We start from the raw sequence: 14,667 nt of genomic DNA, 5'->3' as shown, positions 1-14,667 counted from the left end.
ATAATACGTCAAGGCCGGTTAAACACCGGCCTTTTGCTATGACGGCGATGAAAGCCCGGCGATGCGTCAACATGCCGTAAACGCGTGAGTTTTGCGGCAAGCGTTAACTTCTTAAGGCGAAGATCATTATGGATAAACGATTCCACCAAGCTCACCGCGAAGCGCGGTGGGCCTTCGGCCTGACCCTGGCCTATCTGGCCGCCTGGATCTTGGCGGCTTACCTGCCGGATAATGGCCCGGGTATCACCGGCCTGCCCCATTGGTTTGAGATGGCCTGTCTGTGGGTGCCGCTGCTGTTTATCGGCCTGTGCTGGCTGATGGTGCGGATAATCTATCGCGATATTTCGCTGGAGGACAGCGATGCGCAGTGACGTGATAGTGCCCTTTGTCGCCTACCTGGCGCTGGTGTTCCTGCTCTCGCTGTATGCCTTCCGCCAGCGCGCACAGGGCAATTTTCTGCAGGAATACTTTCTTGGCAGCCGTTCGATGGGAGATTTTGTCTTGGCTATGACCATTACCGCTACCTACATCAGCGCCAGCTCTTTCATCGGTGGGCCTGGCGCGGCCTATAAATACGGTCTCGGCTGGGTGCTGTTATCGATTATACAACTGCCGGCGGTGTGGTTATCTCTGGGCGTCTTGGGCAAAAAATTCGCCATTCTTGCCAGGCGTTATAACGCGGTCACCCTTAACGATATGCTGTTGGCCCGTGTTGGTAGCCCGCTACTGGTATGGCTCGCCAGCATCAGTCTGCTGGTGGCCTTCATCGGCGCCATGACGGTACAGTTTGTCGGCGGCGCCCGCCTGCTGGAGACCGCCGCCGGCATCCCCTCACGGCGTGGATTGCATACTGACGCCCAAATTCATGACCTCGTTTTGGATCCTGGTGTGTTTCGGCGTCATTGGCCTGCCCCATACCGCGGTGCGCTGCATCTCCTATCGCGACAGTAAAGCGGTTCACCGCGGCATGATCCTCGGCACGGTGGTCATCGGGGTGCTAATGCGCGGCATCCACCTCGCCGGGGCTTTGGGACGCGCGGTATTGCCCGGACTGGACGTGCCCGATCTGGTGGTGCCCACCCTGATGGTACAACTGCTGCTGCCGCTGCTGGCGGGCATCTTTCTGGCGGCGCCGCTGGCAGCGATTATGTCGACGATTAATGCGCAATTATTGCAATCTTCCGCCACCATTATCAAAGACCTCTATTTGAGCCTGCAACCGCATCAAGCGAGCAACGAACGCCGCCTGAAGCGCATATCGAGTTTGGTCACCTTAGTATTGGGCCTGCTGCTGTTGCTGGCCGCCTGGCGTCCGCCGGAAATGATCATCTGGCTAAACTTGCTGGCGTTCGGTGGAATGGAGGCGGTATTCCTTTGTCCACTGGTGCTGGGGCTTTATTGGGAACGTGCCAACGCCGCCGGCGCCCTGAGCAGCATGATAACCGGCGGAGCAAGCTATGCCGCGTTAGCCGGTTTCCATCTGCAGCCGGGCGGCTTTCATCCGATCGTAATGGCGCTAGCGCTGAGCCTGCTGGCGTTTCTGGCGGGCAACCGCTTCGGGCGCCGCCACCGCCTTTTAACCGAAATAACGAGAACCGCTATGCCCTGGATACAACTTAAAATCACCACCACCGGCCAACAGGCGGATACCTTAAGCGACGCCCTGACGGAAAGCGGCGCGGTGTCGGTAACCTTTCAAGATACCCACGATGTCCCCGTATATGAGCCTCTACCGGGCGAGACGCGCCTGTGGGGCGATACCGATGTTATCGGCCTGTATGACGCCGCGACCGATATGGCGACGGTTGTGGACGTGCTAAAGGCCCAGCCACTTCTGGGCGAAAATTTCAGCTATAAAATCGAGCAGTTGGAGGATAAAGACTGGGAGCGTGAATGGATGGACAATTTTCATCCCATGCGCTTCGGCGAACGACTCTGGATTTGCCCCAGCTGGCGCCCGGTGCCGGACCCGCAGGCGGTGAATGTGATGCTCGATCCGGGCCTGGCTTTCGGTACCGGCACGCACCCGACCACCGCGCTGTGCCTGCAATGGCTGGACGGTCTCGATCTGCGCGGCAAGACAGTTATCGATTTCGGCTGTGGTTCCGGCATTTTGGCCATCGCCGCCTTGAAGTTGGGTGCCGCGCACGTTGTCGGCATCGATATCGACCCGCAGGCGATTCTGGCCAGCCGCGACAATGCTCAGCGTAACGGTGTGGCGGAACGTCTGGCGTTGTATCTGCCGCAACAGCAGCCGCAACACCTGCATGCCGACGTGGTGGTGGCGAACATCCTCGTCGGGCCGCTACGCGAGCTGGCGCCGCTTATCATTGACTTACCTCGGCCGGGCGGCGCACTGGGTCTGTCTGGCATCCTGGCCAGCCAGGCTGAAAGCGTGGCGCAGGCCTATGCCGCAGCCTTCGCCCTCGATCCGGTGGCCGAAAATGACGAGTGGTGCCGGATTACCGGCACGCGACGCTGAAGACCCATCGCACCGCGGCGCAGTTGTCGCGTATCACGCTGGACGAATCGCATCGCGACGCGGGTATCGCGTACCCTGCTGGACGAATCGCACCGCGACGCGGGTGTCGCGCACCATGCTGAAGACGAACCGAACCGCGGCGCCGATAGTGTGCGCGGCGACGGGAGCCGCTTCATCCTCTGGTCCACTCTCGCCGGCGTCCGGCGGAAAAAATGATTATCAGACAAAATAGACTATTTTTGTTAACTTAATGTATTTATTGAAAAAAGCGTAACCATTGCAAAAAAAAGACTGAAATCATTGATCGCCGACACATAATTGTTCAAAGTTTGGCCTTTCATCTGATGAAAAAAATGCGTAATATATGCGCCCTTGCGGACACAGTATGGTCTCTCTCTGTCTATGCGTATTGGACACCTCCAGCTCGCTAATTGCCTGATTGCGGCTCCGATGGCCGGTGTGACAGATCGCCCGTTCAGAGCCTTATGTCACGCAGTGGGGGCGGGAATGACGGTTTCGGAAATGCTCTCCTCGAGCCCTGAGGTGTGGCGGACGGATAAGTCGCGTTTGCGCATGGTACATAGTGATGAACCCGGTATCCGGGCGGTGCGTGCGATCCTGCTGATATGGCCGCCGCCGCCGTCATTAACGTGGCGAACGGCGCGCAGCTGATTGATATCAACATGGGTTGCCCAGCCAAGAAAGTGAACCGTAAATTGGCTGGCTCGGCATTATTGCAGTATCCGGATCTCATCAAGCAGATCTTGACCGCGGTAGTGCGTGCCGTCGATGTCCCGGTGACGCTGAAAATTCGTACAGGCTGGGCGCCGGATCACCGAAATTGTGTACAAATTGCCCAATTGGCCGAAGATTGTGGTATACAGGCCATCACGATTCATGGCCGCACCCGCGCTTGCCTGTTCAACGGCAACGCGGAGTACGACAGTATTCGGGCAGTTAAGCAGGGTGTTTCCATTCCGGTTATCGCCAATGGAGACATCACTGACCCGCAGAAAGCCAGAGCGGTGCTGGATTACACCGGGGCGTACGCCCTGATGATAGGTCGTGCCGCTCAGGGAAGACCCTGGATCTTCCGGGAAATCCAGCATTATCTGTATACGGGGGGAACTGCTGCTGCTGCCGTTAGGCGAGGTGAAGCATTTGTTGATGGAGCATGTTAGGAAATTGCACGACTTTTATGGTCCAGGCAAGGGATTCCGCATCGCTCGTAAGCACGTGTCCTGGTCTTTACAGGCGCATGCCCCTGACAACCAGTTTAGGCGCACATTCAACGCCATAGAGGATGCCAGCGAACAGCTGGAGGCGTTGGAGGCATACTTTGCAAATCTTGCGTAATAGAAAAAAGAGCAGACAGAACTATGTTCGAACAACGCGTAAATTCTGACGTACTGACCGTTTCCACCGTTAACTCTCAGGATCAGGTAACGCAAAAACCCCTGCGTGACTCGGTAAAGCAAGCACTGAAGAACTATTTTGCTCAACTAAACGGTCAGGACGTCAACGACCTCTATGAGCTGGTACTGGCTGAAGTAGAACAGCCTCTGTTGGACATGGTCATGCAATACACCCGCGGCAATCAGACCCGCGCGGCGCAGATGATGGGCATCAACCGCGGCACCCTGCGTAAGAAATTGAAAAAATACGGCATGAACTGATAGATTCAATATAACAAATTGTTTTAAAGGCGTTTTACCTATGGTAAAGCGCCTTTTTTATTGATATTGATACGATGGTGATATCTGTCCTGTTGAACGATACTGCCAGCATGAACCCATCGGGGCTTCTGGTGGTTTTGCTGTACCCCTATACCAAACTGCACTCAGGCAAGCACTGACGCGGGCTGTCACGGGTTCAGACAGGCGCGTACAGCTACTGTCGGAAAGGTGATGCGGCGCAGCTCTCATCCCTCACCTGCCGTGCCAGACGTCTTGATTTTAAATTCCGGTTCCCATCTCTGGCTGAATTCTTCACCCCCTTCATGCGGCAGCATGTCTCCGTGTTCACGGGCTGCATTCGGGCAGATCACACCCGACTTGCTCCCTGACTCATAGGCTGAGAAACGGTCGATAGGCGTGGCGCGAAGCAGGTCAGCAGGTCGTTTTTTCGATTTCGGGAAAGGTTATAAAAAAATTGCCTTGATATACGTCCATGAAATCATGACAAAACACAGGGTCGCATACTTTCTAGCACAGTCCTGCTGTGAAACGGCTTATTTTCTTTCCCTAACGGAGATCCCAAAACACGGCGGGCAAGATCAGGTATTAGAGAAAGTAGAGGGCACGTTATCAGCTGAGGTCGCCCGGCAATCGCCTTAAGACCGTGACGAAAGCACGCCGTTTTACGACCGCCGGCAGAGGGCTCCTCTGGCAGCGTTTTGGCCGGCCATCAGGCTTGGCAGTCCCCAACACCCCGGCACCCGGTCGCGACGGCTGACGTATCCAGAGCAGATAACAGACCGTTGGCCTCTAGACGCAATCCTTGGAATTGTCATGGCCCAGACGCGATAATTTTGCGCCAGTAAGAAGATCTGTATCACAAAATCAGCAAATTTATTCCTACCGCGAGCGGATTTGATTATTCTAGCTGAAGCGATTCAGTCATCAGCTTGGCGATCGCGGCTGGCGTGACCCCGGCAAGTGATGTTGCGTGCGGTATTACTCCCCGAGCGGATGGCAAAAGCGGGCACGGGCGTCATTTCGTGATATAGTTGATAACAGAGAATTGTTAGTCAGGCTGACATGCTTTGCGCGCCGCAGGCAGGTCGCCCGCCACGGTGAGCGGGCATAGCACAACGTTTAAGCGTCTAATATGTCAAAGAATCAGGCCTGGCCCATTGGCATTGAATGGACGGGGACGCAAGCGACTACTGGTCCGGTGTGAGGAAGCCATTCTCCGCCGCTCAGGCAATTTAGCAAGCATCAAACAAGAGGGTTCACCATGGCTGTAATTAAGATGACCGATCTGGATCTGGCTGGTAAACGTGTATTTATCCGTTCCGATCTGAACGTGCCGGTTAAAGACGGGAAAGTGACTTCCGATGCGCGCATCCGCGCCTCTCTACCCACTATCGAAGCCGCATTGAAACAGGGCGCGCGCGTCATGGTGACCTCCCATCTCGGCCGTCCGACCGAAGGGAAATACAACGCCGCGTTTTCTTTGCAGCCGGTGGTGGATTATCTGAAAGGCAAATTGTCCTCTCCGGTCCGTCTGGCCAAAGATTACCTTGATGGCTTGGATGTCGCCGAGGGCGAACTGGTGGTGCTGGAAAACGTGCGTTTCAACAAGGGCGAAAAGAAAGATGACGAAGCCCCGGCGAAGAAATATGCCGCGCTGTGCGACGTATTCGTAATGGATGCCTTCGGTACCGCCCACCGCGCCCAGGCCTCCACCCACGGCGTAGGTAAATTCGCGGCCGTCGCCTGTGCCGGCCCGCTGCTATTCAATGAGCTGGATGCGCTGGGCAAAGCGCTTGATAATCCGGCCCGGCCGATGGTGGCCATCGTTGGCGGTTCAAAGGTCTCCACCAAGTTGACCGTATTGGATTCGCTGTCGAAAATTGCCGATCAGCTCATCGTCGGCGGCGGCATCGCCAACACCTTCGTTGCGGCGCAGGGGCATAACGTCGGTAAATCGCTCTACGAAGCCGACCTGATCCCTGAGGCCAAACGCCTGCTGGAAAACAGCGATATTCCCGTACCGACCGATGTTCGCGTTGCTACCGAATTTTCTGAAACCGCGACCGCAACCTTGAAATCCACCAGCGAAATTCAAGACAATGAACAGATCCTGGATTTGGGCGATGTTTCCGCCGCCCGTCTGGCGGAAATTATGAAAAACGCCAAAACCATTTTGTGGAATGGTCCGGTCGGCGTGTTCGAGTTCGCCAATTTCCGTAAAGGCACCGAGGTGGTAGCCCGCGCTATCGCCGATAGCGAGGCATTCTCTATCGCCGGCGGCGGGGATACCCTGGCGGCCATCGACCTGTTTGGCATTGCCGATCAAATCTCCTATATTTCCACTGGCGGCGGCGCTTTCCTTGAATTTGTCGAAGGCAAGAAACTTCCTGCAGTGGTCATGCTTGAAGAACGCGCGAAACAGTAAGTATTGAGCGGGCGGACGCCACCGGCGTTCGCCGTCGCCGCGGCTGGTATACAGGCTCTGGCCGCGGCGAGAACTCACCCCCTTTAATGGTCTACAAAACAGGACAAAGTAATATGTCTAAGATTTTCGATTTTGTTAAACCAGGTGTCATCACCGGTGATGACGTTCAGAAAGTGTTCGCTGTCGCGAAAGAAAACAACTTTGCTCTGCCCGCCGTCAATTGCGTAGGCACCGATTCCATTAACGCCGCGCTGGAAGCGGCCGCCAAAGTGCGCGCGCCGATTATCGTGCAGTTTTCCAACGGCGGTGCCGCCTTTATCGCGGGCAAAGGCCTGAAAGCCGAAGGCCAGACCGCGGCCGTCCTGGGCGCGGTGTCCGGCGCGCTGCATGTGCACCATATGGCCGAGTATTACGGCATCCCCGTTATTCTGCATACCGACCATTGCGCCAAGAAGCTGCTGCCGTGGCTTGACGGGCTGCTGGACGCCGGCGAGAAACACTATGCCGCCACCGGCAAAACGCTGTTCTCATCCCATATGATCGATTTGTCCGAAGAGTCGCTGGAAGAGAACATCGAAATCAGCGCCAAATATCTGACGCGCATGGCCAAGCTGGATATGACGCTGGAAATCGAGCTGGGTTGCACCGGCTGCGAAGAAGACGGCGTGGACAACAGCCATCTGGATAATTCCGCGCTGTACACCCAGCCGGAAGATGTCGCCTATGCCTATGAAAAACTGCATGCCATCAGCCCGCGTTTCACCATTGCGGCCGCGTTCGGCAACGTTCATGGCGTTTACAAGCCGGGTAACGTGCATCTGACGCCAAAAATTCTGGATAATTCGCAGAAATACGTGTCGGAAAAATTCGGTTTGCCGGCCAAATCCCTGAATCTGGTCTTCCACGGCGGTTCAGGTTCTACACCGGAAGAAATCAAGGAAGCCGTCAGCTACGGCGTGGTGAAAATGAATATCGATACCGATACTCAGTGGGCTACCTGGGAAGGGATTCTGAAGTATTACCAGAAGAACGAAGGTTACCTGCAGGCACAGCTGGGCAACCCGGAAGGCGCCGATAAACCCAACAAGAAGTTCTACGATCCGCGCGTGTGGATCCGCGCCGGTCAAGCCTCCATGGCGACGCGCCTGGAGCTGGCCTTTAAAGAACTGAACGCTATCGACGTACTGTAGTCACTGAGTGGCGCCCACACCGCGCGTGCAGCGCGGTGTGGGTCCATGTGCTCCCTCCCGCCCTGATGCGGGTCGGACGTTAATCGCCGTGCTATCCACCGGAAAGTCTTCTCTCCTCTGGATGGCGCGGTTTTTTTGTGTCCTGGGGCCCGGGAGCACACGCCCTATCGTGGCGGCAACGCTCAGAGATGACAAGGGCCGCAGGCTTTATTAACCCCATGAAACATCGGGCGTTTTTCCACCCGTTTTGCCAATGCTATTGGCACGATGGGGTGTTGCGGTATAGGCTTAATACTATCTTGTCATCGGCGCCAGGCCGAGGGACCTTTGAAATACACCAGAGCGGGAAACCTAAATGGAAGATATAGACGTTGTTGATAAAATCAATCATGCCGGCAACTGGCTGGTTAATAATCAAGAGTTACTGATCCATTATGCGGTCAATATCGTCGCCGCGATCATCATCCTGTTTATCGGTTTGCTTATCTCCCGGATCGTCGCCCGCACACTGAACCGAATGATGAAGGCGCGTCACATCGACGCTACGGTCGCCGATTTCGTCTCGGCGATTTTGCGCTACGGCATCGTGATTTTCACCCTTATCGCCGCCATGAACCGGATAGGTGTACAGACCGCCTCGGTCATCGCCGTTATCGGTGCCGCCGGTTTGGCTATCGGTCTTGCCCTGCAAGGGTCCTTGTCCAACTTTGCGGCAGGGGTGCTGCTGGTGACCTTCCGCCATTTCCACGCCGGCGACTATGTGGATTTTTCGGGCACTTCGGGTACGGTGTTGGTGGTGCAGATCTTCTCCACCACGCTGAAAACCTATGACGGCAAGATTGTGGTGGTGCCCAATAGCAAAATCCTTTCCGGCAATATTACCAACTTCTCCCAAGAGCCGAACCGGTTGATCGATACCATCATCAGCGTCAGCTATGAGGCCGATATCGATGTCGTGAAGAAGCTGATTACCGATATTCTGGTCGCCGATAGCCGCGTGATTCAGGATATGGGCCTGACCGTGCGATTAAATGCGCTTGGCCCGTCCTCGATGGATTTCATGGTGCGAGCCTGGGTTCCGCGCAGCGATCAGCAAAACGCCACTTTCGACCTGCTGGAAAAAGCCAAGGTTGCGTTGGATGAGCATCAGATCGGTATTCCCTATCCGCAAATGGATGTGCATCTCTATCGCACGCCGAAAGCGCGGTCTGAGCAGGAGCAGCAAACGGCCAACGCTGCGACCTCATCGAACGCCGCCCGTGCCGAGGAAGAGAGCCAGCAGGTGCAATCGCAGCCGGACGCCGATACCGGCAAGCCGGTCGCGTAAGGCAGCGCCAAAACCTGTTGCGCGCAACCGAAACAGGTTTTGGGCCGGGCCGCATGTCGTCGCCGGGCAACGGTAAATGCCCGGCGGCGCTGTATTTCCCATCCCTGATATTCCGCGTCCGGTCAGCCTGTGGGCGCTGCGCAAGGCGCATGACCCGTTTTCCTGAGCGGCCTGGGTCGCATCGCGGCACCCCCGCACCGTCGGCGCGCTTTTACAGGCGCGCTGCGCCAGCGCGGGCACACATTAACGCCGCTTATCGGGGATAAGATCATTCCATTTCAACCGTCGTCGGACGGCCGGTAAACTGCCCGCCTCAAGAGGCAACCAGCAGGGCGGCATATGTGTCGTTTGTTCATACAAGGATTTTTTCTCGGCATGGCCTTGATTGTGCCTATCGGGCCGCAGAACGTGATGGTAATGAATCAGGGGATACGGCGGCAATATTTTTTGCTGGCCGCGACGCTGTGTTTCATCAGCGATCTGTTGCTTATCTGCGCGGGGGTGTTCGGCGGTGCAGCGCTGGTCGGCAGCTCGCCGTGGCTGTTGCTGGCAGTCACGCTGGCCGGCGTTTTGTTCCTCGGCGGCTATGGTTTTTGTGCCTTGCGCAATGGCTGGCGCGGCGCGGTGACGCAGGGCGATACGCGGACGACCGCCGGCAGTAGCCGACGTAGGGTGCTATTAACCATTCTCGCGGTCACCTGGCTCAATCCTCATGTCTATCTGGATACGGTGGTGATACTCGGCAGCGTCGCCGGCCAATTGGCGCCTGCAGATCGCGGCTGGTTTGCCGGCGGCACCATTAGCGCTTCACTGGTCTGGTTTTACGGGTTGGCGCTTATCGCGGTACGGTTGGCGCCTTGGCTTATACAACCCCGGGTGCAGCGCGCCATTCAGTGGCTGGTGGGCATCGTCATGTGGTGCGTGGTGCTGCAACTTCTCCATCAGGGTTGGCGGATGTTCAGGCTGCTGATTGCTTTTTAAGCAATTCGTGCCGCATCGGCGCTATTCAGAACTTATCCTATAGTTTTAATCATCGGCAACAGGATAGGCTGGCAACCGATATAAACGTAACGGTAAAAAACTGCAAATAACGTTGTCCCACGGGGGAAAAGGGGGATGATATACTGGGTTACTTTACACATTCAGCGAGTCATATTCCCCGGGAGGAAGCGTGAAGGTAAAAGCACTGGTGTTAACCGCCATCGTAGGACTGGTAGCCCATATCATGCCGGCTTTGGCGGTTGAATTGCCGCAGGGACCGCATGTCGTCACCTCGGGGACATCCTCGGTCGATGCGACGCCGGATATTGCCACGCTGTCCATCGAGGTGTCCATTTCGTCCAAAGATGCGGCGGATGCCAAAAAGCAGGCCGATGACCGCGTTGCGCAATATTTAGATTTCCTCAAGAAGAACGGCATCGCCAGCAAAGATATCAATGCCGCCAATTTACGTACTCAGCCGGAATACGATTATCTCAAAACCGGCGAGTCTGTGCTGAAAGGCTATAAAGCTGTGCGCCAGGTGCAGGTGACCCTGCATCAGCTGGATAAGCTCAACGAATTGCCGGACGGCGCGCTGAAGGCGGGCTTGAATGAAATCCGCTCGGTGGATCTGGACGTAGCCAACCCTGAGCAATATCGCGCTCAGGCCCGCCAGAAGGCGATTAATGACGCTACGGCGCAGGCGCTGGCGGAAGGCTTCCACGCTTCGCTGGGGCCGGTATACAGCATCCGTTATCATGTCGCCAATTACCAGCCGATGCCGGCGGTGCGGATGTTCAAAGCTACCAGCGCCTCCGCCCAGGCTGATGCCGATCAAACCTATGCCCAACAATCGATTCACTTCGACGATCAAGTGGACGTCGTGTTTGAAATGAAGCCGCAGCCCTAATCTGACCGCATCTGTGGCGGCGGAGCGTGGTTGCTCATCTCGCCGTCCCGGTTGCGGTTGAACACGGTGGAAAGAGGTTAACTGCGCCGGCCAGCAGTGCAATATGGTGGAGAAAGCTAACCGCGCTGGCCCGGCAGGCGTGGGCACGGCAGGGGAGCCTTTATCGTGCCGCCGCAAGCGGCGTGCGCACGGCGAAGTCACCACGCTGCACGGTCCAGGTCAGCGTCCGAAGCCGGGCGCGGTAGGGGACATCGTGCCAGGGCCGTCGGCGGTCTGTACGCGGTGCACGCGTTTATCAGTCCTGACGCAGGACCTGATGACCGTGGTTCAGCAAGGCATCCGTCACTTTACGCATCATACGGCTTTCCGGCGCAAAACGGTGCCAGTACAGCATGCGGCGCTGATACAACCCCGGCGTCAAATCGATAAGCTCGCGCTGCTCCAGCTCGCGTTCAATCTGCAAATGCGGGATCATACAGCAGGTGGTGCCCTGTCGCGCCAGCTGCACAAAGACCTCCGAGGAGTTAACGATATGGCACGGTACGCTGCCGGGCGAGAGATCAAAGTTCTGCTGCAGGAAGGACTGGTGCATATCGTCGAGATGATCAAACGCCACAGCGGGCGCTTTGAGTAAGGCGCTGCGGGTGACGCCATTGGGGAAGTAACGGGCCGCGAACGACGGCGACGCGACGAACAAGTAATCGAGCGCGCCCAGTCGGTCCACCAGGCAGCTCGGGAGCGGCTGGGGTTGAATACTGACCGCACCCACCACTTCGCCGCGACGCAGGCGTTCCTGGGTGCGGGTTTCGTCTTCCACCTGTAGATTTAATCGAATCGGCGAATCGCTCAGCACCGGTTTGAGCGCCGGCAGCAGCCAGGTCGCAAGACTGTCGGCGTTAACCGCCAGCGACAGCAGCAAGGGGGGTATCGCTGCCCAGCCACTCTTCTTCCAGCAATTCCACCTGATGCAGCAACGCCAGTAATTTCTGCCCCTGCTGGTAGGGCGGGGAGGAATGCTGCGTACCAGCAGCGGCTGGCCAAACAAGTTTTCCAGCTGTTTAATGCGCTGCGACACGGCCGACTGGGTAATACACAATTTCTGCCCGGCACGTTCAAAACCGCGCTCGCGTATTACGGCGTCAAGCGCCTGGAGCGTCCGATAATCCGGGCGTTTCATTCATCTTCCCCTGTCAGCATGATATACCTGCACTATGCCATAGTTTTACACGATTGCGTGCGCAATGTCTCGCGCTCGACTTACGGCCTCGCGCGGACGAGGTTGTGGTAATCTTCACGCCATTGCCGCGAAGATTGATTTATACTGGCGGCCACACAGAATTGCACACGGGCAAAAAGAGACCATGACGCAGGATGAACTGAAAAAAGCGGTCGGCTGGGCCGCGTTGAAATATGTCCGGCCCGGCACGATTGTAGGCGTGGGGACCGGCTCTACCGCGGCGCATTTTATCGACGCGCTGTCCTCCGTCAGGCACCAAATCGACGGAGCGGTATCCAGCTCCGAGGCATCGGCTGCCAAATTGCAAAGCCTGGGCATCACGTTATTCGACCTGAATGAGGTGGATTCTCTGGATATTTACGTCGATGGCGCCGATGAGATTAACGGCAGCATGCAAATGATCAAAGGCGGGGGAGCTGCGCTGACCCGCGAAAAAATCATCGCCGCCGTGGCGCGTAAGTTTATCTGTATCGCCGATGCCAGCAAGCTGGTGGACGTGCTTGGCACCTTTCCGCTTCCGGTGGAGGTGATCCCTATGGCTCGCGCCTGGGTGGCTCGCGAACTGGTTCGCCTTGGCGGTGCGCCGGTCTATCGCCAGGGCGTGGTGACCGACAACGGCAATATCATCCTGGATGTCCACAATCTGGCCATTATGGATGCGGTGGCGCTTGAGGAGCAAATCAACAACATCCCAGGCGTCGTCACCGTTGGCCTGTTCGCGCGTCGCGGCGCCGATGTGGTGCTTATCGGCAGCGAGCAGGGCGTCAAAATCATTGGCTAAACCGACCGTCGGCGCGCGGTTAACTCTGCCGCCGCCGAAGTCAATAAAAATCCGATAATATGTTTTATTTTCCCACCCTGAATTTAGTGATTAATTTCACACTTTTCGTCCTTCCCTACCGGATATCGTTACGTTTGACAACCTGCCAGACGATTAATCCATAACCTGACCTTATGGCTGTGTCTTATGCTGTCGCCACCGGCCCCATGCCGGTTGCCGACCCGGAAATTTTTGTTATTTTGTCGGAGTGCTGCGCGTCGCAGCCGCATCGTGAGCATCTTAAAGGGTCGGGAAATGGCAAAAGTATCGCTGGAAAAAGATAAGATTAAATTTCTGCTGGTAGAAGGGGTTCACCCGTCGGCGCTGGAGAACATGAAGCGCGCCGGTTACACCAATATTGAGTATCACAAAGGCGCATTGGATACCGAAACGCTGAAAAACGCGATCCGCGACGCTCACTTTGTCGGCATCCGTTCCCGCACCCATCTGACGGAAGCGGTTTTCGCCGTGGCGGAGAAACTGTTGGCGGTAGGCTGTTTTTGCATCGGCACCAACCAGGTGGATCTGCCGGCGGCGATGAAGCGTGGTGTTCCGGTATTCAATGCCCCTTTCTCCAACACGCGCTCCGTGGCGGAAATGGTGTTGGGTGAGATGCTGCTCATGATGCGCGGTATCCCGGAAGCCAATGCCCGTGCCCATCGCGGTCAATGGAACAAACAGGCGCATGGCAGCTATGAAGCGCGCGGCAAAAAGCTCTGGATTGTGGGTTATGGCCACATCGGCACTCAACTGAGTATTTTGGCGGAAAGCCTCGGGATGCAGGTATTTTTCTACGATATCGAAAGCAAGCTGACGCTGGGCAATGCGCAACAGGTCGCCACGCTGGCCGAATTGCTGTCGATGAGTGACGTGGTAAGTCTGCATGTGCCGGATACGCTGTCGACGCGCAACATGATGGGGAAAACCGAACTCGCCCAAATGAAACCCGGTGCGTTATTAATCAACGCCTCACGCGGCACCGTTGTGGATATTCCTGCGCTGTGCGCGGCGATGGCCAGCAAACATCTGGCCGGGGCGGCGATAGACGTTTTCCCGCAGGATCCGGCCACCAACAGCGATCCATTCACCTCACCGCTGTGTGAATTCGATAACGTTATATTGACGCCGCATATTGGCGGATCTACTCAGGAAGCCCAGGAAAATATCGGCATTGAAGTGGCCGGCAAACTGGTCAAATATTCCGATAACGGTTCTACCCTGTCGGCGGTGAATTTCCCCGAGGTGTCGCTGCCGGAGCACGGCGAGCGCGTCAGCCGTTTGTTGCATATCCATGAAAACCGTTCCGGCGTGTTAACCCGTATTAACCAGATTTTTGCCGAGCAGGGGATCAATATCGCCGCACAGTATCTGCAAACGACGCCGGAAATCAGTTATGTGGTCATTGATGTAGAAACCGCGGCGGAAGACACCGCGCTGCAATTGATGAAAGCGATTCCGGGCACCGTTCGCGCCCGCTTGCTTTACTAATGGCTTAAAGCCATGCTCGGCGCGCGATAGCTATCATCGCTGCAGGCGATAATAAAAAAACCCGGCACCTGCAATGGCGGTCATCGATGGCGGTGGGAGTGACGTAAGGT

At 56.5% G+C, this 14,667-nt stretch carries 11 protein-coding genes and 2 pseudogenes; 12 read left to right on the top strand and 1 reads right to left on the bottom strand.

Annotated elements, in window-relative coordinates; translation table 11 throughout:
* Positions 1–128 precede the first annotated feature (128 nt).
* From JZM24_RS01065 to JZM24_RS01020, 10 genes and pseudogenes are all read left to right on the top strand, one after another.
* Positions 129–371: a YhdT family protein gene (locus tag JZM24_RS01065; protein WP_215668282.1), complete on the top strand. Its 243-nt coding sequence runs from the start codon at positions 129–131 to the stop codon at positions 369–371.
* Positions 361–1,564 (top strand): annotated as a pseudogene (gene panF / locus JZM24_RS01060) (sodium/pantothenate symporter); the annotation flags it as partial. The gene JZM24_RS01065 and the pseudogene panF, both read left to right, overlap by 11 nt.
* A gap of 36 nt (positions 1,565–1,600) precedes the next feature.
* Positions 1,601–2,482: a 50S ribosomal protein L11 methyltransferase gene (gene prmA, locus JZM24_RS01055; protein WP_215669954.1), complete on the top strand. Its 882-nt coding sequence runs from the start codon at positions 1,601–1,603 to the stop codon at positions 2,480–2,482.
* Between the two features lie 402 nt (positions 2,483–2,884).
* Positions 2,885–3,838 (top strand): annotated as a pseudogene (gene dusB / locus JZM24_RS01050) (tRNA dihydrouridine synthase DusB).
* 23 nt (positions 3,839–3,861) lie between these two features.
* Positions 3,862–4,158 (top strand): DNA-binding transcriptional regulator Fis, encoded by a 297-nt coding sequence (gene fis / locus JZM24_RS01045; RefSeq protein WP_011410014.1) that lies wholly within the window; start codon positions 3,862–3,864, stop codon positions 4,156–4,158.
* Between the two features lie 1,282 nt (positions 4,159–5,440).
* Positions 5,441–6,604 carry a phosphoglycerate kinase gene (gene pgk / locus JZM24_RS01040; RefSeq protein WP_215668281.1) on the top strand — a complete coding sequence of 388 codons (1,164 nt, stop codon included), beginning with the start codon at positions 5,441–5,443 and terminating at the stop codon, positions 6,602–6,604.
* A 113-nt stretch (positions 6,605–6,717) separates the two neighbouring features.
* On the top strand, positions 6,718–7,794 hold the full coding sequence (gene fbaA, locus JZM24_RS01035) for a class II fructose-bisphosphate aldolase (RefSeq protein ID WP_215668280.1): 1,077 nt from the start codon (positions 6,718–6,720) through the stop codon (positions 7,792–7,794).
* A 355-nt stretch (positions 7,795–8,149) separates the two neighbouring features.
* Complete coding sequence (gene mscS, locus JZM24_RS01030) at positions 8,150–9,121, top strand: small-conductance mechanosensitive channel MscS (RefSeq protein WP_215668279.1); 972 nt, start codon at positions 8,150–8,152, stop codon at positions 9,119–9,121.
* Between the two features lie 339 nt (positions 9,122–9,460).
* The gene (locus tag JZM24_RS01025; RefSeq protein ID WP_215668278.1) at positions 9,461–10,102 is read left to right on the top strand and encodes a LysE family transporter; all 642 of its coding nucleotides are present in this window, start codon (positions 9,461–9,463) and stop codon (positions 10,100–10,102) included.
* Between the two features lie 190 nt (positions 10,103–10,292).
* On the top strand, positions 10,293–11,012 hold the full coding sequence (locus JZM24_RS01020; protein ID WP_215668277.1) for an oxidative stress defense protein: 720 nt from the start codon (positions 10,293–10,295) through the stop codon (positions 11,010–11,012).
* Between the two features lie 295 nt (positions 11,013–11,307).
* On the opposite strand, the gene JZM24_RS01015 is transcribed toward JZM24_RS01020, so the two are convergent.
* Positions 11,308–12,189 carry a LysR family transcriptional regulator ArgP gene (locus tag JZM24_RS01015; protein WP_246579837.1) on the bottom strand — a complete coding sequence of 294 codons (882 nt, stop codon included), beginning with the start codon at positions 12,187–12,189 and terminating at the stop codon, positions 11,308–11,310.
* Positions 12,190–12,373: 184 nt separating this feature from the next.
* Between JZM24_RS01015 and rpiA the strand changes: the two genes are divergently transcribed.
* Together rpiA and serA are read left to right on the top strand one after the other, a co-directional pair.
* Complete coding sequence (rpiA, locus tag JZM24_RS01010; protein WP_215668276.1) at positions 12,374–13,030, top strand: ribose-5-phosphate isomerase RpiA; 657 nt, start codon at positions 12,374–12,376, stop codon at positions 13,028–13,030.
* Between the two features lie 294 nt (positions 13,031–13,324).
* Positions 13,325–14,557, top strand: a complete 1,233-nt coding sequence (gene serA / locus JZM24_RS01005; protein WP_215668275.1) for a phosphoglycerate dehydrogenase — start codon at positions 13,325–13,327, stop codon at positions 14,555–14,557.
* The last annotated feature ends 110 nt before the right edge of the window (positions 14,558–14,667 follow it).

Origin of the sequence: Candidatus Sodalis endolongispinus, assembly GCF_018777395.1 — a bacterium.
Classification (GTDB): domain Bacteria; phylum Pseudomonadota; class Gammaproteobacteria; order Enterobacterales; family Enterobacteriaceae; genus Sodalis_B; species Sodalis_B endolongispinus.
The sequence above is the reverse complement of the archived record's forward strand: the minus strand, read 5'-3'. Positions and strand labels throughout refer to the sequence as shown.